Origin of the sequence: Streptococcus infantis, assembly GCF_015546995.1 — a bacterium.
Lineage (GTDB): Bacteria > Bacillota > Bacilli > Lactobacillales > Streptococcaceae > Streptococcus > Streptococcus infantis_J.
In genome coordinates, this window is the sequence record NZ_JADMUH010000002.1 from 57129 (window position 1) to 78881 (window position 21753).

The window sequence follows — 21753 nt, forward strand, 5'->3', positions numbered from 1 at the left end:
TTATATCAGCTTTCAAGTTGAGGAACAAGGGAGTTTCCTTAAGAAAGCGTTGCCTATATGTAAATAATCTGGTATAATCGTGACAGAAAAGGAGGGTATGTATGAGCTTAACAAGTCAGTTAATTACAGATGTATTCCCAGACCTTGAGAAAGTGGAACAATTAAACAAGGAGGCCTTCCCTGAAGAAGAACGCGTCTCTTTGGAAGAATTTTTAAGTTACCAGGATAGAGATGACGCCCACTTTTTCGCCTTTTATAACGAAGAAGAATTTGTCGGCTTCGCTTTTGCCATTTCTAATCAAAAAGCTTTCTACATTAGTTTCTTTGCCATTATGCCCCATCTCCGCAGTCATGGGTACGGGAGAGAAATCATTGAAAAACTCATTGATTTTTACCAGCGTACCATGATTCTTGAAGTGGAGCGATTAGACGAAGACTGTGACAATCTTGAACAAAGAAAATCCCGCATGGACTTTTACTTACAAAATGGCTTTAAAACTGCCAACGCCTTCTTGGAATACGAGGGAATGAGTTTCGAAATTCTCTATCGTGGCGACCACTTTGATGAAGAGGCCTATCGGAACATCTTTCAAAAATTGCAAGAAGAGAACTACTTCGACTTTCGTATCGAATACCGACGCTTTAGTGACCACTAGTCAACACGAAATAAAAAAAGTAGCAGTTTTACTGCTACTTTTCTTTTTATTCTTCAATTTCAATTTCAAGAGCATCGCCCAAATCAAGTGTTACTTCTTGGTTAGATTCTGCATCAGCTGCTGCACTTGCTTTAGAACCTTCTTCCTCTTCAATTAAACCATATTGAACACGGACTTGGTGGTCAATTTCATCAAAGATTTCTGGGTGATCTGCCAAGTATTTCTTAGCATTCTCAGAACCTTGTCCGATTTTTTCACCCTTGTATGAGTACCAAGCACCTGCTTTTTGGATAATATCCAAATCACTAGCAATCTTCAAGAGTTCACCAGTTCTAGAAATCCCTTCACCATACATGATTTCAACAAGAGCTTCTTTGAACGGTGGAGCCACCTTGTTTTTCACAACTTTAATCTTAGTTTCTTTACCAACGTTCGTATCTTTTTGATCACCAGTTCCCTTGATTTGTGTACTTCCACGCACATCCAAACGGACTGAAGCATAGAATTTAAGGGCGCGTCCACCAGGAGTTGTTTCTGGATTTCCAAACATAACCCCTACTTTTTCACGCAACTGGTTGATGAAGATAGCAATTGTCTTTGTCTTGTTGATAGAAGCACCGAGTTTACGCATAGCTTGGCTCATCATACGAGCTTGAAGACCAACGTGGCTATCTCCGATATCTCCATCGATTTCCGCACGAGGTACAAGAGCTGCAACTGAGTCAATAACCACAAGGTCAACCGCACCTGAGTCGATCAATTTCCCTGCAATTTCAAGACCTTGCTCACCTGAGTCTGGTTGTGACAAGAGCAATTCGTCAATGTTAACCCCAAGAGCTGCTGCATAGGCTGGGTCAAGAGCGTGTTCCGCATCTATAAAGGCTGCAATTCCACCTTCTTTTTGTGCTTGCGCTACAGCGTGAAGGGCAACTGTTGTCTTACCTGATGACTCTGGACCGTAGATTTCGATGATACGCCCCTTTGGATAACCACCTGAACCGAGTGCAATATCAAGTGCCAAAGAGCCTGAACTCATCACTTGCACTTTTTGCTCTGCTCTCTCACCCAAGCGCATGATTGAACCCTTACCAAAATCTTTTTCAATCAATTTAAGAGCATCATTCAAAGCTTTTTCACGATCAGCTCCAAATTTTTTCCCAATTTCATCTAATTTTTTTGTTGGTTTTTTCGCCATTTTGTTCTCCTATATTTTAATGATTCTAAGAACCTTCTTCTATTATATCAAAAGTCAGTCACTTAATAAAGCTTTGCGAACTAAGTTAAACGCATGCATAACCGCAATTTTACGAACATCTGCTCGACTTCTTCCAGCTATATTGACCTGAACAACTTCTGTGCCTGATACTTGAGACAAACCGATAAAAACTGTACCAGCAGGATGGCCTTCTAGACTATCCGGACCAGCCACTCCTGTCAAGCTAACTCCAAAGTCTGATTGAGTTTTAAGCCGTGCCTGATCTGCCATTTTTTCCGCCGTAAAGGCTGAAACAACTCCATGTTTTTCCAACTCTACTTGTGGAATATCTAACATCTTAGCCTTTTCTTCCAGACTATAAGTGACAAAACCACCTTTGAAGATAGCTGACACTCCCGAAAAGTCTGCCAAAGTTGCTTGAAAAAGCCCTGCTGTCAAACTTTCCGCAGCCGTTATGGTTTTATGCTGCTTTTTCAACTCCTCAACAACTACACTAGCTAGACTCGCTTCCTCACCATAACCATAGCAGATATCCTTTAAAGCAACACCTTCAAAAGTCTGGCGGGCAAGAATTTGATCCTCCAGATTATCCAAAGCTTTTCTAGCCTCGCTCTCACTGCGAGCCTTTGTAGACAAGCGCAGAGTCACTTCTCCTATTTTTGCATAAGGTGCCAAAGTTGGATCAGTCTGCTCTTCAATCAAATCTGACAGAATCGTTACTAGCTGGCTCTCGCCAATGCCAAAGAAACGAAGCACACGTGAGTACAACTTAGCTCCAGTTGTCAATCTCGGAAGCAATTCATTTAAAACCATGGGTTTTAGTTCGCTTGGTGGCCCTGGTAGGACAACATAGGTCACGCCAGCCACCTCAATCATGCCTCCGACTGCTAGTCCCGTTTCATTGGGTAGCGAAGTTGAACCCTCAACGATTTGAGCTTGGCGTTCATTATTTGGAGTTCGAGCATAGTCTGGGCGATGAGCAAAGAAATCATCTAATTTAGCCTGTGCTTGAGCATCAAAAGTCAAATCACGCCCTAGAAATTGTGCCAAGGTTTGTTTGGTCAAGTCATCCTCTGTTGGACCTAGTCCTCCCGTTAGGATAACTAAATCACTCCGTTTCTGAGCAATTTCCAACAAGGATAAGAGACGAGATTCATTATCTCCTACAGCCGTTTGGAAGTAGACATCAACACCGATTTCAGCCAACTTTTCAGATAAAAACTGAGCATTGGTATTGACGATTTGACCTGTTAGAATTTCTGTCCCAACAGCTATTATTTCCGCTTTCATTTTTTCCTCCTACTTATCTATTCGGATTTCTTTGAAAAAATCGCAGGAAAATTCCTACGATTTGAGTATTCATTTCTTATTGTTCTTGTTGTCCTTGTAGTCCTTGTTGTTCCTGAACTGCAACAGAACCATCCGTTTGCGGCAAACGACCATAAATATTTTCATACAAGACTACATTTGTCTCCAATTCGGTAATTTCTGGTTTGTCCAATGAACGACGTAAAAGATTTTGCATCTCTAACATATGCTCAGATGTCACGATTTGGTATGATATCCCGTCAATCATTGCATCTTCTCCGCGCAATTGCTGAGAATCAATATTTTTAAAGGAATCTTGATAACCCATCAATTGAGGGATTGTTGTAGTCGTAATCTCGATATTTGTCTGCATATTGTCGCTAAGAGCCTTCAGAATTTCTTGGTAGTGACTGACACTATTCAAACTAAGGATTTTTTCGACAATCTTTTGAATGACTTCGCGCTGACGTTTCTGACGGCCGTAGTCTCCCTCTGGATCCTGATAGCGCATGCGTGAATACACCAGAGCCTCTTCACCATTTAATGTTTGCTCTCCAACCCCGATAGAAATCGTGTTAAATGGTTCCTGGTCTTGGATAGAGATTGGGAAACCTAGAGTGTTGTTTACTGTGATACCTCCGACAGCATCAACCATTCTTTGAAGACCGTGCATATTGACCATCACATAGCGGTCGATATGGATATTCATCATTTTTTGAATGGTCGATATGGCAAGCTCTGCCCCACCATCAGCATAGGCAGCGTTGAGTTTAGCTTCTCTAACACTACCATCTGGTTGTTGGATTTGTGTCAGAATATCACGTTCCAAACTCATCATAACGACTTTCTTGGTTTTAGGATTCACTGTTACCAAGATCATTGAATCACTATTTCCTGCCCATGGGTCTGTACGTTCAACATTCCCCGTATCTACCCCCATCAATAGGATTGTCAATGGTTCAGTTGCCTCGATAACCTTGGTTTCTTCTCCGATTTGTTTATAAGTTTTGGCTAAAGTCTGTGTACTTTGGTGGTAGATAGTATAGGCATAAGCTCCTACACCAAGCACTGTCACAAGAACAAAGCCTAAAAACATTCCGATTATTTTTTTTGCCATACATTTATTCGTCTATCAGTCGACCCATCAGGTAAACATCAAGAAACTCTCCTCCTTCTATACAAGCACCGCGTTCCTGCTGACCTTCAATGATGAAGCCCAGCTTTTTATATAGATGAACAGCTGCCAGATTTCGTTTTTGAACTGTCAATTGTAAACGTCGAATACTTCCACTCGACTGGGCCCACTCAATAGCTTCTTCCATCAAGATACTACCAAGACCATTTCCCCAATAGGCTTTTTTGATACCCAAAAAGATATCCCCAATATGCCGCACTCGCGGACGTTGATCAGCCGTTATATTGATCACTCCTGCCAATTCTTCATTCAAATAAGCTAGTAAAGTAATCTGATTATCCGACTGGGCCTGCTTATCAATAAAACGCTGCATTTCGGATTCACTCATTGCAATTCCATTTTCATCCAGACTGGTAAAACTAGACTCATGACCAATCTGATCCAAAAGTGCAATAAGTTCTGTAGCATCTTGGGCTTCTGCTTCACGAATTAATAAATCATACTCCATTCGTAAGCCTCTTCAAAAGTTCTGTCGCTCGTTGACCATGAGCATGAAAGACAACTTCACGGCCCTCACCATCTTTAAGAATTTCTAATTCCAGATAGTCGGCTGGAAGAGCCTCACCTAATAGGTGTCCCCACTCAATAACCGTCACACCTGAACCAAAAAGAAATTCATCAAGGTCGATTGAATCTGCATCTCCTTCGATGCGGTAAACATCCAAGTGATATAAGGGTAGGCGTCCTTCATATTCTCGAACAATGGTATAAGTAGGACTTTTGATCATTTGATGAATCCCTAGTCCTTTAGCTAGACCTTTTGTTAATGTGGTTTTTCCAGCACCTAATTCACCAGTCAAAATCAATACATCATTTTTTTCAAGTAGACTACCCAACTCTTGTCCAAGAGCGATTAGTTCATCTTCATTTTTTGTGTGCATGTTATTATTATACCAAAAAGTTTTCTTTTGCGACATTTCTAGTAATAAAAAAAGAGGAGTTTCCTCCTTCTTTTTTAAAGATTTTGTCTTTAGTTTAGAGCCATGCTAATGTAGTTCAAGATGAACAAAGCATCCAAAATCCAAATCATGACATGCACTTCTTTGATTTGACCTTTAACAATCTTTGTCAAAGTATAAGTCAAGAAACCAACGGCAATCCCTTGTGTGATTGAGTAGCTGAATCCCATAAAGATAGAAGTGAAGAAGGCTGGAACTGCTTCTGACATATCGTCCCAAGGGATATTTTTCAAGTTAGAGAGCATCATAATTCCGACAATAATCAAAATTGGTGCTGTCGCAGCTGAAGGAACAATCGCTAGAAGTGGGCTAAAGAAGCTTGATAGGGCAAAACAGATAGCAACAACTAAGGCTGTCAATCCAGTACGTCCACCAGCACCGATCCCTGCTGCTGACTCAATATAAGTTGTAACGTTTGAAGTACCTGCAATGGCACCAACTGATGTCGCCACCAAGTCAGAATATAGAGCCTTATCCAATTTAGCTGATTCATTGTTCTCACCACTTGTAGCGATGATACCAACTTTTTCACCTGTACCGATAAGAGTACCAATTGTATCAAAAATATCAGTCAATGAGAAGGCAAGAATGGCCATCAAGGTTTCAGGTAAACGTGAAGTATTTGAAATCAGAGAACCCAAACCTTCTGAACCAAGGGCTGCACCAAATAAAGTTCCTAGGTCGTTAACTGCTGCTGAAAGATTGTTGCTAGCAAAATCGATTCCTGACAAATTAACAAGACCAACCGCAATAGCAAGGACTGTCGTTGTTAAGATAGAAAGGATGATCCCACCTTTGATACCTTTAACAACAAAGAAGATCGTAATAGCAAGACCTGCAAGAGCTACTAATACAGCTGGAGTATTGAAATCTACCAAACCTGGAACAGCTGCTGAGTTTGCAGTAAGAGCCGCTTGAGCCTTATCTGCTCCTTCACCTGCTACAGTATAAGTACCGGGGTCAATTGAGAATTTCAAAAGGCCAGCATTCTTGATACCAACATAAGCAAGGAAAACACCAATACCAGCTGAAATTGCTGAACGAAGTGTTGTAGGAATAGACTCAATGATCATTTTACGAACATTGGTCAATGTAATAATCAGTGAAATAACTCCACAGATGAAGACCATCCCAAGAGCTTCTTTCCAAGTATAACCCATCCCAAATACGACTGTAAAGGTAAAGAAGGCGTTAAGTCCCATACCTGGGGCTTGAGCATATGGCAAGTTAGCATAGAAGGCCATCATCAAAGTTCCCACAACAGAACCGATGATTGTTGCCAAGAATACACCCTGAACAGGCATTCCTGTTTGTGAAAGCATTTGAGGGTTTACAAAGAGAATATAACTCATTGCAAAGAAAGTTGTTAAACCAGCAAGAACCTCTGTACGGACATCTGTCCCGTGCTCTTTTAGTTTAAATAGTTTGTCCATTTTTAATCTCCTTTGTCATTTTACGAACAATATGACTATTATATCATCAATCATTCATATTTTCAAGGTATTTTTCTTGAATTATAAAAATCTTATCAGATATTATTCTTTTCGTTTTTGCTTATTGTCAGCTTTTCTCTTAGCTTTTTGATATAATAGAAAACATCTTATCTGAAACTAGATTCGGGAGGATTTTATGACTAAAAAAATGATTGCCGTTGATTTAGACGGAACCCTACTCAACTCTGAAAGTAAACTTTCTGACTTTACTATTGAAACAATTAAAAAAATCTCTAAAAAAGGCCACAAAGTCATTATTGCAACCGGTCGCCCATATCGTATGGCCAAAGATTTTTATGACCAACTTGAACTTGAGACCCCAATGATCAACTTCAATGGTTCGCTCACTCACCTACCTGGTAGGGCTTGGAAACATGAAAAATGCCTTACTGTGGACAAAAAATATCTCTTGGATATCGTAAAACGAAAAGAGGAGATTGAGGCAGACTTTATTGCAGGTGAATACCGTAAAAAGTTTTACATTACAGCCCCAGACAAGGAAATTGCCAATCCTAAATTGTTTGGCGTTGAAAACTTTCGCCCTGAAAATCAATTCAACTCCGACTTAGTGACCAAGGGGCCTAACTGTATTTTATTACAAACTAGGGCCGACGATAAATATGCACTGGCAGAAGAGATGAACCGTTTTTACAAGCATCAACTCAATATTAACACTTGGGGTGGTCCTTTGAACATCCTCGAATGTACTCCAAAGGGAGTTCACAAGGCCTTTGCCCTTGAATACCTCCTCAATGTCATGAATATAGACAGACAGAACCTGATTGCCTTTGGTGACGAACACAATGACCAAGAAATGCTATCCTTTGCAGGTAGAGGATATGCCATGAAAAATGCTAATCCCGCTCTACTTTCTTTCGCAGACGAGCAATTACCACTAACCAACGAAGAAGACGGAGTTGCTCACTTTTTACAAGAACGATTCCTTTAACTCCATCCACTCCATACTTTTTGGTAGAAAATAACTACCTTAACAGTATGGAGTTTTTTATACCAAAAACCGATAAAAAAGGATTTGAATCTATTTTAACTAGATCCAAATCCTTAAAAATATCTATTTTTTTAAGACAATACGATCAGAAACCTCACGGTCCATGTCATCGATGATTATTTGATTCTCCTCAGCTACATAAATCTTGACGTCATCTCCGATGATGACTTTCTGACTTTCTGGTTCAAAGGTGACCTTTTTAATTTCCTGATCACCATCAGGCTCTACTTCCGTCCATGTTCCAGTATTACCAGTAACAACGAGAGTAATGCTGTCTCCCTCATCTTGCCCTTTATAGGTTCCATCAATGTTAGTTACTGAACTAGCCGTCGAACTAGAAATAGTCGTTTCCGCTTGCTGACCAGTTGTTACTTCCGTACTGGTGCTTGCTTGAGTTGAAGGAGTTGCCTGCTTTTTTGGCGAACATGCAACTAAGAGACTAAGACTTGCCAAAGAAGCAAGAGAAAGTGTGAATTTTTTTAGTGACATAATGTCTCCTTTCTTTTAGTGGCTTAAAATCAGAATAACCCTGCTGAGCCACCACACCTTTACTATAACAAATAAAGATAGGAGGGTCAATCAAATGACTTTTGTTTCATAATACAAGCGCGAACCTCAGATATAAAGTAGAGAGATCCTGTCACAAATAGCAGGGCTTTATCTCCTGCAGAAGCTTCAAAAGTATCTATAAATTCTTGATAGGAACTAACTATTCTATAACCACTCAAGTCTTGCTCGCCTAAGGAGCCCTGATAGTTAAAACTCGTAACATAGAGATCCGCGTCAGGTAAATGCTCTGTTAAATAAGCAAGCATCCCACTGTAATCTTTCCGCTTTAGCGCACCAAAAAGAATTTGAGGCTGATACCCTTGCTGGATTTTTTCTTGGATAAACTCAACCAAACGCTCTAGAGCTGGTAAATTGTGAGCGCCGTCCAAATAGATGTGCTCAGTGACAGCTTCTAGCCTTCCAGCCCATTTAGTAGCTTGCAAGGCAGCACGTACCGCTTCTTGATCTACTTTCTCGTTTCTTTGTGCCATAAATAGTAGAAAAGCCTGCAAGGCAAGAGCTGCATTTTCCTCCTGATAGGCTCCCTCTAATCCCAATATTAGGTGATTAAAGTCAGCTAGAGAAGAATAGAAGTTCCCACTTCGGAAAGAAAAATCTTTATTAGCTTGGTAGAGACTTACACCCAAATTAGTAGCAGTTTTTTTACAAACGAGTTGGGCTTCCGGTGCTAAATTTGCAATCACAGCTGAGTTCCCGGGCTTAAAAATTCCTGCTTTCTGCTCTGCAATTGCTACCAGACTATCGCCCAAGGTCTCCTGGTGATCGAGGCCGATTGATGTGATGATTGCAATTTCTCCTGTCACGACATTGGTAGTATCAAGAAGTCCACCTATCCCAACTTCCAGTAGGACCAAATCTACTTTTTGCTCTTTAAAATAAAGCAAAGCAATCAAGGTCAGCAACTCAAAAAAAGATAGCTGATCGTGAGTTTCTAGAAGTCTTTGCTCCATTGCTTTGACTTGATCTGCTAAACGAATAAAATCTTCGTCCGATATGGGTTCACCATTGATACAGATGCGATCATGGATACTAACAATGTGGGGCGAAGTAAAGGTGCCAACCTTTTTGCCATGAGAAACAAAGAGTTCCCTCATAAAGGCAATAGTAGAACCCTTGCCATTAGTACCCGTTACATGGATGATCGGATAGGTTTGCTCAGGGTTTCCCAGTAAATCTACTGCTCTTTGCATCCGTCCCAATCCTGATCTAAAATTCAAGCCAATCCGACTATGAAGCCATTTTTCAACTTCAAACATGCTTATCTCCTTAATCCTTAATAAAAAAGCGAAGAATTTCTTCGCTTTTTACTGATTTAGCTATATTTTATTTCGATACGGGCTAAAAACGTCCACTGGACGTTCCAACTCTTTCTAGTTTCTAGGAGTTGGGCTAAAAACGTTCCCCAGACTTACTGACGGTTTTTATTTTTTAGCGTCAGGGTAAAAATGTTCCCCGGATGTTCCTGCTTTTTCTAATTTCTAGAAGCAGGGCTGATACAGTCTCCCAGACTGTATCACTCCTCCATAAAGCTGTTGAAGACTTCTTCAATCATGTTCCATTCATCGTCTGAATCTTCAGGGATTGGTTGCAATTCACCTTCAGTTCCATCTTCATTTTCGATGAATGAGTAAGCTTGAATTTCAACTTCTCCGTTTTCATCTTCTTCTGCATTAACTGGTACAAGAAGAACATAGTTTTTACCAAATTCTTCTTTTCCGTCAATAGTCAAAAGGATTTCAAATAAAGTTTCGTTTCCTTGCTCATCTACAAGTGTAATAAGTTCACGTTCTTCGTGATCGTGGTTGTGATCGTGTGACATAGTTTCTCCTCTGTCTTAAAATTTTCTATCTAAATAATTTTGCAAAATCAATTGAGCGGCTAATTTATCAATAACTTTTTTACGCTTATTACGACTAACGTCTGCTTGCTCAATCAACATGCGTTCCGCAGCAACCGTTGTCAAGCGCTCATCCTGGTATTCTACTGGCAAACCAAAGAGTTCTTCCAGTTTTTCTCCATAGGCTTGACTCGCTTCCACTCGCGGTCCACTGGTATTGTTCATATTTTTAGGTAAACCAACAACAAAGCGCTCCACCTTATAGCTATCAACCAATTCCTTGAGTCGTTCAAAACCGAACTCTCCCTGGTCTTCATTGATTTGGATGATTTCGAGTCCTTGCGCTGTAAAACCTAACGGATCGCTAATCGCTACTCCTACTGTTTTGGAACCAACGTCCAACCCCATAATTCTCATTGGTTATAGATCGACTCCTTGTCCCTTAAGGTAGTAGCGGACCAATTCTTCAACAATCTCATCGCGTTCGTATTTACGGATTTGATTTCTTGCGTTATTGTAACGAGGAACGTAAGCTGGGTCTCCACTGAGAACATAGCCCACAATTTGATTAATAGGGTTATACCCCTTCTCGTTCAATGAAGCATAGACTTCTGTCAATGTTTCACTGATCTCTTTTTTATTGGAATCGTCCAATTTAAAACGTACGGTTTCTTCAGTAAATCCCATTCTAACACCCTCTTTCCTTAGAATAGTACTATTATAGCACATTCACAACCTTTCTACAAATAACACATTCTGAATTTGTTGTTTTTCTGTAACGTCCTTACTGGACAGTCGCGCCACTTGCTACTCTATTTTCAATATATTCTTCTGGTTCGTTTTTTAGTAGATTTTCTAAACCTACATTTTTTAAATATTCGCTTTCGCTTGCCTTTTTAACGTCTAGAACTTGAAAATCATAACTTGTTTTTGTTTCAATCTCGGTCTCACTTAAAAGATTGGTTTCAAGGCTAAATCCAGGAATTTTACGTGCTTCTTGGACTGATTCATCCTTGTCTTCACCTTCTTTCAAGGCCTTTTTTGCTTCCCCTAATCCATGCTCTGCAATAAAGTTCTTGAGGTCTTCTGAAACTTGTCGTTTTTGCTGAATCGTTAAGGTCAAGAACTGTTTGCCCTTATAGGTAATGGTCTGGGTTTGTTGAACCCCATTTTCGTCAACAGGTAGAACAAGAGTCTTGGTTACAACTGTATTGTTATTGGCATTCTCTAAAACAGGTAGAGTTGATTGAAGAGCTTCTGTCGTTGTGTCTTTAGAAGGTTCCGCAGACTCTTTTTTTTGTCCACAGCCAGCTAGTAAAAATAGAAGGGCAACTGTACCGATAACTATCTTCTTCATATTTATTTTTCCTTATTTATCTATCAAATAAGGCTAGGAGTCACTCCCAGCCTTTATGTTTTATAGTGCTGCACGTAAACGTGCTTCTGCATTTTCTACATTGCGGACAGAGCGTGGCAAGAAGGCACGAATGTCATCTTCTTTATAGCCAACTTGTAAACGTTTCTCGTCGACAAGAATTGGACTTTTTAGGATGCGTGGTGTTTCCATGATTAAATTAAGCACTTCATTGACACTCAAATCTTCGATATCAACTCCAAGAGCTTTAGCGTAGCGATTCTTTGATGATACAATGCTCGCAATTCCATTGTCTGTTTTTGTTAGAATATCTAATAATTCTTCTCTAGAAATCCCCTCTTTACCGAGGTTTTGTTCTTTATAACTTAACTGGTGGGCATTGAGCCAGGTCTTAGCTTTTTTACAGCTAGTACAACTTGAGACTGTATAAATTTTGATCATGTACCTACCCCTTTCGCTACATGTTACTATCAGTTTATTCTATTATACCATAAAAAACATCCGACTTGCGACCTATTTTTAAAAAAATTTAACTTTTTCCCCAGTTTTCTATCTTTTTTCTTGACAAAAACCGAACTATAACCATTCATTGTACTTCCTAATGTAAAATTTCTTAATAACTGTGACGCTAAACATGTACAAGAAAATAATACCAACCAAAAACAAGAAATATGGCAGTCCCAATGGAGCTAAACGAAGGATATTTACTAGTGGTCCATAAGGTAGACTAGTTACGAAAAGGGCTGCAACCAAAGTTGTCAAAATCACAAGCCAAGCTGGTCTGCTTTGTACAAAAGGAACTTTTGCTGTACGAAGCATATGGATGACCATGGTTTGAGACCACATAGATTCGATGAACCATCCTGTTTGGAACAAGATAATAAACTGAAGGGCAGATTCAGAACCATGAACATAATGATGACCTGTCACCAAAGGAACAATGATAAAGTAGAGGAAGATAAAGGTCAAAATATCAAAGATAGATGAGATTGGCCCCATCCAAACCATAAATCGCGTAATGGATTTTGCTTCCCATGTATGAGGTTGTTTGAGAAAGTCTTGATCCACATTATCAAATGGCAATGCCACACAAGACAAATCATAGACTAGATTTAGGACAATGAGATGAACAGGAGCCATTGGTAAAAATGGCAAGAAGATACTCGCAACAAGGAGTGAGAAGATATTCCCAAAGTTTGAACTGACGGTCATCTTGATGTACTTGGTCATGTTGGCGTAGACCTTACGACCTTCAACGATACCCGTTTCAAGAACCATGAGATCCTTGTCTAACAAAATAACATCCGCAGTTTCTTTGGCGATATCGACTGCTGTATCTACAGAAATACCGACATCTGCTACCTTCATAGATGGGGCATCATTAATACCGTCACCCATATAACCAACTCCATGACCATTTCTCTTCAACTGTAGAATGATACGCGCTTTTTGGTCAGGTGACAATTTAGCAAAGACTGTAACTCTTTCAACAACTTCTGCCAATTCTTGGTCTGTCATTTGGTCGATATCAGCTCCCAAAAGGATGTGTTCAACATCCAAACCAACCTTTTCACAGATGGCTTGGGTTACTTTTTCATTATCCCCAGTTAAAATTTTTGTTTTGACACCATGCTCAAGCAGAGCCTGAATAGCTGGTGCTGCAGATGGTTTTGGTGGATCCAAGAAAGCAAGATAACCCGTAAGGATCATGTCACTTTCATCAGTCACGGTATAAGCATAGTCTTCACGTAGACCTGATTTGTACCCTACACCTAAGACACGCAAACCTTGACGGTTTAATTGCGCAACTTCTGCTAGTACTTCTTGGCGAATGTCTTCGGTTAGGGGAATGATCTCTCCGCGGTACTCCACATGTGTCGAAATGTTCAACATTTCTTCTAAAGCACCTTTGGTAACCATACTAACGACATTGCTATCATCTTTGACGATGACACTCATGCGTCTACGTTCAAAGTCAAATGGAAGTTCGTCGATTTTTTGGAAGCTAGTATCCAAATTTTGTAGAATAACGTGTTCTTTAGCTTCTTTTTCAGTTCTACTGATGATGGCACGGTCCATCAAGTTTTTCAAACCTGTTTGGAAATGTGAATTTAGATAGGCTCTTCTTAAGACTGCCATATCCAAATCACCGTGAATATCCAAAGGATATTCTAAAACAATCTCATCCTGCGTTAAAGTTCCAGTCTTGTCCGTACATAGGATATCGATTGCTCCTAAGTCCTGGATAGCATTAAGTTTTTTGATAACCACCTTTTCCTTGGCCATGATAATAGAACCTTTGGCCAAGCTGGCTGTAATAATCATTGGAAGCATTTCTGGTGTAAGTCCGACACCAACACTCAAGGCAAAGACTCCAGCCTCTAGCCAGTCTCCATCGGTCAAACCATTTGCGAAAAACACAATCGGAACCATGACAAGCATCAAACGGATCAAGAGCCAAGAAATGCTGTTCATTTCACGTTCAAAAGAAGTTGGTTCATCGTAGGTGTTGAGAGTCTGTTCAATAGCTCCCATCATGGTGTCATCACCAACAGCTAAAACCATAGCTGTAGCACTTCCTGAGATAACGTTTGTCCCCATGAATGCCAAAGATTCTGCTTCTAAAAGACTCTCTACATTTTGATTTGTAGCTTTATTTAAAGCAAGTTTTTCGACTGCATCACTTTCTCCAGTCAAACCTGACTGTTGAACAAAAAAGTCTCGTGATTCAAATAAGATGACATCTGCTGGAATCATATCTCCAGCGCTCAATTTCACGAGGTCTCCCACAACCAAGTCATCGATGGGTAACTCTTGTTCAAGACCATCGCGAATAACAGTTGCTGTATTGACAATCATTTTTGAAAGATTGGTTGTTGCCTTGTCACTCCGCAATTCTTGGACAAAACGGATACCTCCTGAAATCAAAACTAAGACAACGATAATGATAGAAGTCGTTGGATCCTCTTGACCAGGTTTGGCCAGCCAGACGTTTGTAACGAGAGAAATAAAGGCAATCACAAGCAAAATGATTGTGAAAGGATTGATAATGGACTCATAAATCTTTTTAAAGATGGAATCCTCTTGACCCTTGGTAATGGTGTTTTCACCATATAGGTCACGGTTTTCTTCGACTTGCTCTTGGTCCAAGCCTTTTAGACTTGTATGGTAAAAAGCTAGACTATCTTTTAATGGAGTTTGAATAGCTGCTGCTAGTCTTTCTTTTGTAGTTTTCATTGGTTTCTCCTATCTGTATAAATGGTGATTTCATACTCAATGAAAATCAAAGAGCAAACTAGGAAACTAGCCACAGGCTGTACTTGAGTACGGTAAGGCGACGTTGACGTGGTTTGAATTTGATTTTCGAAGAGTATCATACACAGAGACCAATCACTTTATAAGGACAGAACGACACAAATCAGCGATTGGCTGTGTATGTGCGGTTCTGGATGATCGTCAATTTGCATCGTTTGTCTCCCTTCTTTCTTCTAAAACAGCAGAAAGTCCTGCCATAAAATGGCAGGACTAAAAAACTCATTATCTGTTTTCGTTCAAGCTTTAACTCCATAGGGCGATGTAATGAGCTTAGTCTTGACCTTCGCGATCAGGACTGTTGACCAACGAGTAGTGTCTCCACTGCTTTGCGGTAGTCATCCGTATCCCTATGGTAGCCTCACCTACCGTTTTCGCCTTTCAGTATAAACCTTTAACTAGTAAAAGTCAACGATTTATCTCATTTTTCTTAGATTACGATCAATTCTTTCGGAGCAAGGGTTAATAACTCACAACCGGTATCTGTAATCAGGATATCATCTTCGATACGAACCCCATATTTACCTTCGATATAGATACCTGGTTCATCAGTCAAGACCATACCAGTTTTGATAACTTCTTTGGAAGTTTGGCTAAAGTATGGCTCTTCGTGGATATCAAGTCCGATACCGTGTCCGATACCGTGTGTAAAGTATTCTCCATAGCCTGCTTCCACAATGATATCACGAGGGATTTTGTCAAAGTCACGGAAACCTAAGCCAGCCTTAGCTTGGTCAATCAGAGCTTGATTAGCCTTCAAAACGGTGTTGTAAATTTCTGCTTGTTCATCACTGACATGACCTAGGTAGATGGTACGTGTCATATCACTGACATAGTGGTCATAAAGGCACCCAAAATCCATAGTGATTGCTTCGCCTAGTTCTACTGGTTTGTGCATTGGGTGGGCATGGGGTTTAGAAGAGTTAATCCCACTCGCTAGAATCGTGTCAAAAGACAAACCAGCAGCGCCTAATTCACGCATACGGAAGTCCAGGAAATTGGCAATTTCAATTTCAGTCTTCCCTGGCTTGATAAATTCAAGGGCATCGTGGAAAGCTTGATCTGAGATTGAACAAGCCTTACGAATCGTCGCAATCTCTGTCTCATCCTTAATCATACGAAGCGCTTCAACAAACTGAGTTTGTGGAACTAGTTCCAAACCTTCAAAAGCGGCTTGCATGCGGTGATAATAAGAAACCGAGATTTCATCTTCAAACCCGATACGAGAAAGACCCATGTCTTTAGCAATTTTTGCGATAGTAGCCAACTCGTCACGTTCTGCAAGAATCTCAAAACCAGTAACTTCCTGCTTAGCAGCGATGATATAGCGGGCATCCGTCACCAAAATTTGACGGTCACGACAGATAAAGACCGTACCATTTGAACCCCAAAATCCTGTCAAATAATAGACGTTTTTAAGGTTATTGATAATGATACCATCTAGTTCTTTTTCTTGCATTTTATCGAGAAATGCTTGCACACGTTTATTCATGATGTAACTTTCCTTTCAAATACTGTCCTGTATAGCTTGCTTCATTGGCAGCTACTTCCTCTGGAGTTCCTGTTGCAATGATGGTACCACCACCAACACCGCCTTCTGGACCTAAATCGATGATATGGTCTGCCGTTTTGATGACATCTAGATTGTGCTCAATCACGAGAACTGTATTACCATCATCTACAAAGCGAGACAAGACCTTCAGTAGACGCGCGATATCCTCGGTATGAAGACCAGTTGTCGGTTCATCTAGAATGTAGAAGGATTTACCGGTCGAGCGTTTATGGAGTTCGCTAGCCAGCTTCATACGTTGCGCTTCTCCACCAGAAAGTGTCGTGGCTGGTTGCCCCAAGGTCACATAGCCTAGACCTACATCCTTGATCGTCTGGAGTTTGCGTTGAATTTTCGGAATGTGTTTGAAAAATTCTACCGCATCGTTGACGGTCATATCCAAGACTTGCGAGATATTCTTTTCCTTATAATGAACTTCCAGCGTTTCACTGTTATAGCGGGTTCCATGGCAGACTTCACAAGCCACGTAAACATCTGGCAAGAAGTGCATTTCAATCTTGATAATACCATCACCAGAGCAGGCCTCACAGCGACCACCCTTAACATTGAAACTGAAGCGACCCTTTTTGTAACCACGGATCTTGGCTTCATTTGTCTGAGCAAAGAGGTCTCGGATGTCATCGAAAACACCTGTATAAGTCGCAGGATTAGACCTCGGTGTTCGTCCTATTGGACTCTGGTCAATGTCTATCAGACGATCGATATGCTCAATTCCTGAGATAGTCTTAAACTTTCCAGGTTTATCTGAATTGCGATTAAGCTTTTGAGCAATGGCTTTTTTGAGAATGCTGTTAATAAGTGTCGACTTCCCTGAGCCAGAGACCCCTGTCACCGCAATGAATTTCCCAAGTGGGAAACGAGCAGTGATATTTTGTAGGTTGTTTTCACGCGCTCCCGTCACTTCGATAAAACGACCATTACCGACACGACGCTCTTCTGGCACTGGAATGGCACGTTTGCCTGACAAGTACTGACCTGTGATAGACTTGCTGTTGCGAGCCACTTGCTTGGGCGTTCCTGCGGCAACAATCTCTCCACCAAAGACCCCTGCACCAGGACCGACGTCGATCAGATAATCAGCCTCTCGCATGGTATCTTCATCGTGTTCTACCACGATTAAGGTGTTCCCCAAGTCACGCATCTTTTTCAGACTGGCAATCAGGCGGTCATTGTCCCTCTGGTGAAGACCGATTGACGGCTCGTCTAGGATATAAAGCACTCCTGAGAGATTGGAACCAATCTGGGTTGCCAAGCGAATACGTTGGCTTTCTCCACCCGATAGGGTTCCTGCCGAACGAGAAAGGGTCAGATAGTTAAGTCCGACATTATTGAGGAAGGTCAAGCGGTCCTTGATTTCCTTAAGAATCGGACGAGCGATGATAGCTTCATTTTCAGATAGGCTTAGTTGATCAATAACCTCCAAATGGTCTGCGATAGAGAGGTCTGAAATTTCTCCGATATGGAGTCCTTTTTCTCCCCCTACCCGAACAGATAAGGCCTGGTCATTGAGACGATATCCGTGACACGTGCCACAAGTTAGTTCATTCATATAAAGACGCATTTGTGTGCGGGTATAGTCGCTATTGGTTTCATGATAGCGACGCTTGATATTCCCTATAACACCTTCAAAAGGAATGTCGATGTCGCGAACTCCACCGAATTCATTTTCATAGTGGAAATGGAATTCCTTACCATCTGAACCATAGAAAATGAGATTCTTATCCTCCTCTGACAAAGCTTCAAATGGAGTATCCATGTCCACTCCGAAGGCTGTCATAGCTTGTTCTAGCATATTTGGATAATAGTTAGAAGAGATGGGATTCCAAGGGGCTAAGGCTCCCTCACGAAGGGTCTTGCTAGCATCTGATACGACTAAGTCCGTATCAACCTCTAGCTTGATCCCCAAACCATCACACTCGCTACAAGAACCAAACGGAGCATTGAAGGAGAAGAGACGAGGTTCTAGTTCTGGAACTGTAAAACCACAGACTGGGCAGGCATAATGTTCTGAAAAGAGGAGCTCAGAATCATCCATGGTATCAATAATGACATACCCTTCAGCGATACGAAGGGCTGCTTCGATGGAATCAAAGAGACGACTACGGATACCTTCTTTGATGATAATACGGTCTACCACCACATCGATATTGTGTTGTTTATTCTTTTCAAGTTCAGGAACTTCGGTCACATCATAGACAACCCCATCGACACGGACACGAACATAACCATCCTTTTGAATCTTTTCAATCAGCGTCTTATGTTGCCCTTTTTTCTTACGAATGACAGGAGCCAAAATCTGCAGACGCTGGCGCTCTGGTAATTCCAAAACCTTGTCTACAATCTGTTCAACAGAAGAAGCCTTGATAGCCCCATGTCCGTTGATACAGTAGGGTGTTCCTACACGTGCATAGAGGAGACGTAGATAGTCATTTATTTCCGTCGTAGTTCCTACAGTTGAGCGAGGATTTTTACTAGTCGTTTTCTGGTCAATAGAAATGGCAGGGCTGAGACCATCGATAGAGTCCACATCTGGCTTTTCCATATTGCCCAAAAACTGACGAGCATAGGCTGACAGACTTTCTACGTAGCGGCGTTGTCCTTCTGCATAAAGGGTATCAAAGGCAAGACTGGACTTGCCCGAACCCGACAGCCCCGTCACCACAACTAGCTTGTCACGTGGAATTTCCACGTCAATATTTTTTAAATTATGGGCGCGTGCCCCATGGATGACAATCTTATCTTGCATGTTACTTCTTTCTAGTCCATTGTTGCTTTCCATTATACCAAAAAAAGTGAAATTCTATTACCAAAAAAGCCGATTTTGTAGTATAATAAAAAACTTCCTATTTTATGTTTCCTTATAGTTCCCTAACCCTTATATCACGCGCTTTTTAATAAAAAATCACTAACATTACTATTTACTACTTGCTCCCCCAAAGTACGCAAAAAGGGGAGCAAAAAAGCCCCAAAAAAGGGCTAAGATTTGACGAGTTCAGCAGGCAAGAAACTAGCACGGTCAAACGTGCTTTTTATTTTAATAATACTGCACTTCAATTCCATCCATAATATTTATTAAAGTATTATCGCCAATTTTTAAAGAAATCAGTTCATTTAATGATGATACCTGGTATTCTTTATCTCCAATAACCACTACAATATCATGAACAGAATTTGGTAAGATAGCACAATCTTGCCCTTTGTAAACAAAAGAGACATCCCAACCATTGTCATATAACGCTTGTAAATCATCTAATATTGCCATATAAACCTAAATCCTTTCCCATAGTGTTTTTGTAGGTGAAAGCGCCTAGATTAAACTAAGTACTATGAGATTTCTTTAATCGAGATAATCTCACTCTCAGATAGGGAAATCTCAGTTGGTTCATCAGAGCTAGGATCGTCAATGAGAATGGTGATTTCATCTTGCTCATCATTGTCCATTTCGTCAATAAAATCTGTGACAAAACCTTTTATGACTTTACCGTCACTAGTTACTACCTGAACTCTTGAGCGTAGGTAGTTCCAAAGTTGTTTACTCATTCTTAGCCCTCTCACATGTTCTAAGCGCTACGCTACTGAAATACTAAGGATTTCATCCTCAAAATACTCATAAAGAGTACCGTCGACATCCAAGCCGATTGAGTCAATCTCCTCATCGTTGTCATCTTTGTTACAGTATTCTTGGACAAAGCCTGAAATGATCGAGCCGTCTTTAAGCACAAGTTTCACGTTTTGTCTTAAAAAAGTCCATAATTTCATAGCTTACCTCCCGCCCTTGGTTCAAGCTCTTTGCTTTACAGTTAGTGTTCTTCCTTAATTATACCATAACTGGCTTTTACTTTACTCCACAATATTCTTGTACTTAAATGTATTATGAGTTATAATTTAGTTAGTAAATAGAGGTTTTTCATCTCCCCTTGAAACAGTTCATTCTGCGGTAGGAGGTGGGACACCTCTATTTGTTTTTTAAGTCAAAATGAGTTATAATTAGATTAAGAAAGAAGTGTGGTTTTCCCGCCCAAAAAGCCTTAGAGCTGTGGGAGAGTCATGCTTCTTTTACTATTTCGACTACCCACCCTTAATTCTTGCGTCAGTTAGTTTTTTAGGTTATAATCTAAGCAATGAGAGTTACTACCTCCTACATTAAATACTTCGGTTGTGGGGGGTGTGTACTCTCTTTTTTCATTTTTCTTCCTCTTACTTTATTATTCGTAAAAGAAAAGAAAAAAGCACTTAGATTTCTCTAGGTGCTTAATTAGATTGTTTCAAGTTTTAGTGTTTTAAGGTATTCTTCCCATTCACGATCCAAGTCCTCAATAGTTTTATTCTTGTTTTGTTCGTGGATAGCATCAAAATCAATGTTGTCATCTTCGCCTTCCGGCCAATCGTAAATATCTTTCTTAGCCATATCAGTCGATCCTTCCAAATTGGATTTTAGAACTTCTGGTAACAATTCAAATATCCTTTTCCCATTCTATGACTTCAGTATAATCCTTTTTCGCAAACTTTTCAATATTATCTTTATTCACTCGTAAATAGATTTTTCTTAGTTTACTATCAACCTCAGAATTAAAAAAAGCGTAAACCCGAATCCCGCAAAAGAAAAAGGTAAACGCTAAGAGGCGGGGGCGAAAGCCCCTCACATCTCTATTTTATCAAACATAAATAAGAAAAACAATATTTCTTATTTATCCTCTTATCTGTCGTAAGTATTGTTTACCTCAGCTTCCAAGTGTTCAATAGCTTTATTTTTGACTTTATATAACTGAGTTTTTGACACTCTTAACTCCTTACAAATTATCTCAACAGGTTCACAAAGTACATAAAATTTAGTTATAGCTAGCCACTCTTTATAGTCGCTTAGATGATCTATCAACTCTAATACTGCTAGCTTTTCTTCAGTCAAGGCTATAATCTGATCTATGACATCATCTTTTTTCTTTATGTTATCAATAAGCTTTTTCTCTGTATTGTTTACCTTACTTGTTTTTACCCTCTGTTCAAAACTCACTGACTTTGGATAGCAACTATTTCCCAACTCGTTTAGTTTTCTTTGTAAGCTGATTATTGCCTTTTCTATCTTCTTATAGTTCTTTAGTCTTTTAACTATATCATTAGTAGTCATTCATCTTTTCCTTTTCTTTATTTTCGCACGAAAAAAAATGTACAGTGACGGTGTGAAGCTCATTGAAGCGCGTGGATAGGTAGATAGCCCCCGTATCTCCTTGTGGTTTGATAAGCAATTAAGGCAAG

General features: G+C 40.3%; 23 protein-coding genes and 1 riboswitch. Of the genes, 2 read left to right on the forward strand and 21 right to left on the reverse strand.

Features of this window, described 5'->3' with window-relative positions; all coding sequences use genetic code 11:
- Positions 1 to 101: 101 nt before the first annotated feature.
- Positions 102 to 656: a GNAT family N-acetyltransferase gene (locus I1J71_RS01160; RefSeq protein WP_006149229.1), complete on the forward strand. Its 555-nt coding sequence runs from the start codon at positions 102 to 104 to the stop codon at positions 654 to 656.
- 46 nt (positions 657 to 702) lie between these two features.
- Here I1J71_RS01160 and recA read toward each other — a convergent pair whose 3' ends face one another.
- The 6 genes from recA to I1J71_RS01190 form a co-directional block, all read right to left on the reverse strand.
- On the reverse strand, positions 703 to 1851 hold the full coding sequence (gene recA / locus I1J71_RS01165) for a recombinase RecA (protein ID WP_195183419.1): 1149 nt from the start codon (positions 1849 to 1851) through the stop codon (positions 703 to 705).
- Between the two features lie 54 nt (positions 1852 to 1905).
- Positions 1906 to 3162: a competence/damage-inducible protein A gene (locus I1J71_RS01170; protein WP_195183420.1), complete on the reverse strand. Its 1257-nt coding sequence runs from the start codon at positions 3160 to 3162 to the stop codon at positions 1906 to 1908.
- Between the two features lie 76 nt (positions 3163 to 3238).
- Positions 3239 to 4297, reverse strand: coding sequence for a biofilm formation/cell division transcriptional regulator BrpA (gene brpA, locus I1J71_RS01175; RefSeq protein WP_195183421.1), 1059 nt, complete (start codon positions 4295 to 4297; stop codon positions 3239 to 3241).
- Positions 4298 to 4301: 4 nt separating this feature from the next.
- On the reverse strand, positions 4302 to 4823 hold the full coding sequence (locus I1J71_RS01180; RefSeq protein WP_195183422.1) for a GNAT family N-acetyltransferase: 522 nt from the start codon (positions 4821 to 4823) through the stop codon (positions 4302 to 4304).
- Entirely contained in the window at positions 4813 to 5256 is a 444-nt protein-coding gene (gene tsaE / locus I1J71_RS01185) for a tRNA (adenosine(37)-N6)-threonylcarbamoyltransferase complex ATPase subunit type 1 TsaE (protein ID WP_195183423.1), read from the reverse strand. Before tsaE ends, I1J71_RS01180 begins: the two co-directional genes overlap by 11 nt.
- An 89-nt stretch (positions 5257 to 5345) precedes the next feature.
- Positions 5346 to 6767 (reverse strand): NCS2 family permease, encoded by a 1422-nt coding sequence (locus I1J71_RS01190; protein ID WP_195183424.1) that lies wholly within the window; start codon positions 6765 to 6767, stop codon positions 5346 to 5348.
- Between the two features lie 196 nt (positions 6768 to 6963).
- On the opposite strand from I1J71_RS01190, the gene I1J71_RS01195 reads away from it, so the two are divergent.
- Positions 6964 to 7776: a Cof-type HAD-IIB family hydrolase gene (locus tag I1J71_RS01195; RefSeq protein WP_195183425.1), complete on the forward strand. Its 813-nt coding sequence runs from the start codon at positions 6964 to 6966 to the stop codon at positions 7774 to 7776.
- A gap of 123 nt (positions 7777 to 7899) precedes the next feature.
- Here I1J71_RS01195 and I1J71_RS01200 read toward each other — a convergent pair whose 3' ends face one another.
- The 15 genes from I1J71_RS01200 to I1J71_RS01270 form a co-directional block, all read right to left on the reverse strand.
- Positions 7900 to 8325 carry an SP_0198 family lipoprotein gene (locus I1J71_RS01200; RefSeq protein WP_195183426.1) on the reverse strand — a complete coding sequence of 142 codons (426 nt, stop codon included), beginning with the start codon at positions 8323 to 8325 and terminating at the stop codon, positions 7900 to 7902.
- An 86-nt stretch (positions 8326 to 8411) separates the two neighbouring features.
- Complete coding sequence (locus I1J71_RS01205) at positions 8412 to 9662, reverse strand: bifunctional folylpolyglutamate synthase/dihydrofolate synthase (RefSeq protein WP_075565486.1); 1251 nt, start codon at positions 9660 to 9662, stop codon at positions 8412 to 8414.
- A 257-nt stretch (positions 9663 to 9919) separates the two neighbouring features.
- Positions 9920 to 10225 carry a DUF1292 domain-containing protein gene (locus I1J71_RS01210; protein WP_004250503.1) on the reverse strand — a complete coding sequence of 102 codons (306 nt, stop codon included), beginning with the start codon at positions 10223 to 10225 and terminating at the stop codon, positions 9920 to 9922.
- Positions 10226 to 10240: 15 nt separating this feature from the next.
- Positions 10241 to 10660, reverse strand: a complete 420-nt coding sequence (ruvX, locus tag I1J71_RS01215; RefSeq protein ID WP_195183427.1) for a Holliday junction resolvase RuvX — start codon at positions 10658 to 10660, stop codon at positions 10241 to 10243.
- Positions 10661 to 10663: 3 nt separating this feature from the next.
- Positions 10664 to 10930 (reverse strand): IreB family regulatory phosphoprotein, encoded by a 267-nt coding sequence (locus I1J71_RS01220; protein WP_004250500.1) that lies wholly within the window; start codon positions 10928 to 10930, stop codon positions 10664 to 10666.
- 97 nt (positions 10931 to 11027) lie between these two features.
- Entirely contained in the window at positions 11028 to 11600 is a 573-nt protein-coding gene (locus I1J71_RS01225) for an SP0191 family lipoprotein (RefSeq protein ID WP_195183428.1), read from the reverse strand.
- Between the two features lie 60 nt (positions 11601 to 11660).
- Complete coding sequence (spx, locus tag I1J71_RS01230; protein WP_000591164.1) at positions 11661 to 12059, reverse strand: transcriptional regulator Spx; 399 nt, start codon at positions 12057 to 12059, stop codon at positions 11661 to 11663.
- A gap of 135 nt (positions 12060 to 12194) precedes the next feature.
- On the reverse strand, positions 12195 to 14855 hold the full coding sequence (mgtA, locus tag I1J71_RS01235; RefSeq protein WP_195183429.1) for a magnesium-translocating P-type ATPase: 2661 nt from the start codon (positions 14853 to 14855) through the stop codon (positions 12195 to 12197).
- A 298-nt stretch (positions 14856 to 15153) separates the two neighbouring features.
- A riboswitch (M-box (ykoK) riboswitch) is annotated at positions 15154 to 15307 on the reverse strand.
- A 53-nt stretch (positions 15308 to 15360) separates the two neighbouring features.
- Positions 15361 to 16422, reverse strand: coding sequence for a M24 family metallopeptidase (locus I1J71_RS01240; RefSeq protein WP_195183430.1), 1062 nt, complete (start codon positions 16420 to 16422; stop codon positions 15361 to 15363).
- Positions 16415 to 19246, reverse strand: coding sequence for an excinuclease ABC subunit UvrA (gene uvrA / locus I1J71_RS01245; RefSeq protein ID WP_195183431.1), 2832 nt, complete (start codon positions 19244 to 19246; stop codon positions 16415 to 16417). Before uvrA ends, I1J71_RS01240 begins: the two co-directional genes overlap by 8 nt.
- A gap of 288 nt (positions 19247 to 19534) precedes the next feature.
- On the reverse strand, positions 19535 to 19762 hold the full coding sequence (locus I1J71_RS01250; RefSeq protein ID WP_195183432.1) for a 16S rRNA processing protein RimM: 228 nt from the start codon (positions 19760 to 19762) through the stop codon (positions 19535 to 19537).
- A gap of 62 nt (positions 19763 to 19824) precedes the next feature.
- Entirely contained in the window at positions 19825 to 20040 is a 216-nt protein-coding gene (locus I1J71_RS01255) for a hypothetical protein (protein WP_195183433.1), read from the reverse strand.
- 27 nt (positions 20041 to 20067) lie between these two features.
- A complete protein-coding gene (locus tag I1J71_RS01260; protein WP_195183434.1) occupies positions 20068 to 20259 on the reverse strand; it encodes a hypothetical protein in 192 nt (63 codons plus the stop codon).
- A gap of 496 nt (positions 20260 to 20755) precedes the next feature.
- Positions 20756 to 20908 carry a hypothetical protein gene (locus I1J71_RS01265; protein WP_229026597.1) on the reverse strand — a complete coding sequence of 51 codons (153 nt, stop codon included), beginning with the start codon at positions 20906 to 20908 and terminating at the stop codon, positions 20756 to 20758.
- 288 nt (positions 20909 to 21196) lie between these two features.
- Positions 21197 to 21625 carry a hypothetical protein gene (locus I1J71_RS01270; RefSeq protein WP_195183435.1) on the reverse strand — a complete coding sequence of 143 codons (429 nt, stop codon included), beginning with the start codon at positions 21623 to 21625 and terminating at the stop codon, positions 21197 to 21199.
- Between the last annotated feature and the right edge of the window lie 128 nt (positions 21626 to 21753).

Excerpts from the sequence above, each read along its gene's own strand:
- I1J71_RS01225 (WP_195183428.1), bottom strand. The coding sequence starts at position 11,600 with ATGAAGAAGATAGTTATCGGTACAGTTGCCCTTCTATTTTTACTAGCT.
- I1J71_RS01205 (WP_075565486.1), bottom strand. The coding sequence starts at position 9,662 with ATGTTTGAAGTTGAAAAATGGCTTCATAGTCGGATTGGCTTGAATTTT.
- I1J71_RS01180 (WP_195183422.1), bottom strand. The coding sequence starts at position 4,823 with ATGGAGTATGATTTATTAATTCGTGAAGCAGAAGCCCAAGATGCTACA.
- I1J71_RS01265 (WP_229026597.1), bottom strand. The coding sequence starts at position 20,908 with ATGGCTAAGAAAGATATTTACGATTGGCCGGAAGGCGAAGATGACAAC.
- I1J71_RS01170 (WP_195183420.1), bottom strand. The coding sequence starts at position 3,162 with ATGAAAGCGGAAATAATAGCTGTTGGGACAGAAATTCTAACAGGTCAA.
- I1J71_RS01190 (WP_195183424.1), bottom strand. The coding sequence starts at position 6,767 with ATGGACAAACTATTTAAACTAAAAGAGCACGGGACAGATGTCCGTACA.
- recA (WP_195183419.1), bottom strand. The coding sequence starts at position 1,851 with ATGGCGAAAAAACCAACAAAAAAATTAGATGAAATTGGGAAAAAATTT.
- I1J71_RS01210 (WP_004250503.1), bottom strand. The coding sequence starts at position 10,225 with ATGTCACACGATCACAACCACGATCACGAAGAACGTGAACTTATTACA.
- I1J71_RS01240 (WP_195183430.1), bottom strand. The coding sequence starts at position 16,422 with ATGAATAAACGTGTGCAAGCATTTCTCGATAAAATGCAAGAAAAAGAA.
- I1J71_RS01270 (WP_195183435.1), bottom strand. The coding sequence starts at position 21,625 with ATGACTACTAATGATATAGTTAAAAGACTAAAGAACTATAAGAAGATA.
- I1J71_RS01250 (WP_195183432.1), bottom strand. The coding sequence starts at position 19,762 with ATGGCAATATTAGATGATTTACAAGCGTTATATGACAATGGTTGGGAT.
- uvrA (WP_195183431.1), bottom strand. The coding sequence starts at position 19,246 with ATGCAAGATAAGATTGTCATCCATGGGGCACGCGCCCATAATTTAAAA.
- I1J71_RS01260 (WP_195183434.1), bottom strand. The coding sequence starts at position 20,259 with ATGAAATTATGGACTTTTTTAAGACAAAACGTGAAACTTGTGCTTAAA.
- I1J71_RS01200 (WP_195183426.1), bottom strand. The coding sequence starts at position 8,325 with ATGTCACTAAAAAAATTCACACTTTCTCTTGCTTCTTTGGCAAGTCTT.
- mgtA (WP_195183429.1), bottom strand. The coding sequence starts at position 14,855 with ATGAAAACTACAAAAGAAAGACTAGCAGCAGCTATTCAAACTCCATTA.
- brpA (WP_195183421.1), bottom strand. The coding sequence starts at position 4,297 with ATGGCAAAAAAAATAATCGGAATGTTTTTAGGCTTTGTTCTTGTGACA.
- I1J71_RS01220 (WP_004250500.1), bottom strand. The coding sequence starts at position 10,930 with ATGGGATTTACTGAAGAAACCGTACGTTTTAAATTGGACGATTCCAAT.
- ruvX (WP_195183427.1), bottom strand. The coding sequence starts at position 10,660 with ATGAGAATTATGGGGTTGGACGTTGGTTCCAAAACAGTAGGAGTAGCG.
- I1J71_RS01255 (WP_195183433.1), bottom strand. The coding sequence starts at position 20,040 with ATGAGTAAACAACTTTGGAACTACCTACGCTCAAGAGTTCAGGTAGTA.
- I1J71_RS01160 (WP_006149229.1), top strand. The coding sequence starts at position 102 with ATGAGCTTAACAAGTCAGTTAATTACAGATGTATTCCCAGACCTTGAG.
- tsaE (WP_195183423.1), bottom strand. The coding sequence starts at position 5,256 with ATGCACACAAAAAATGAAGATGAACTAATCGCTCTTGGACAAGAGTTG.
- spx (WP_000591164.1), bottom strand. The coding sequence starts at position 12,059 with ATGATCAAAATTTATACAGTCTCAAGTTGTACTAGCTGTAAAAAAGCT.
- I1J71_RS01195 (WP_195183425.1), top strand. The coding sequence starts at position 6,964 with ATGACTAAAAAAATGATTGCCGTTGATTTAGACGGAACCCTACTCAAC.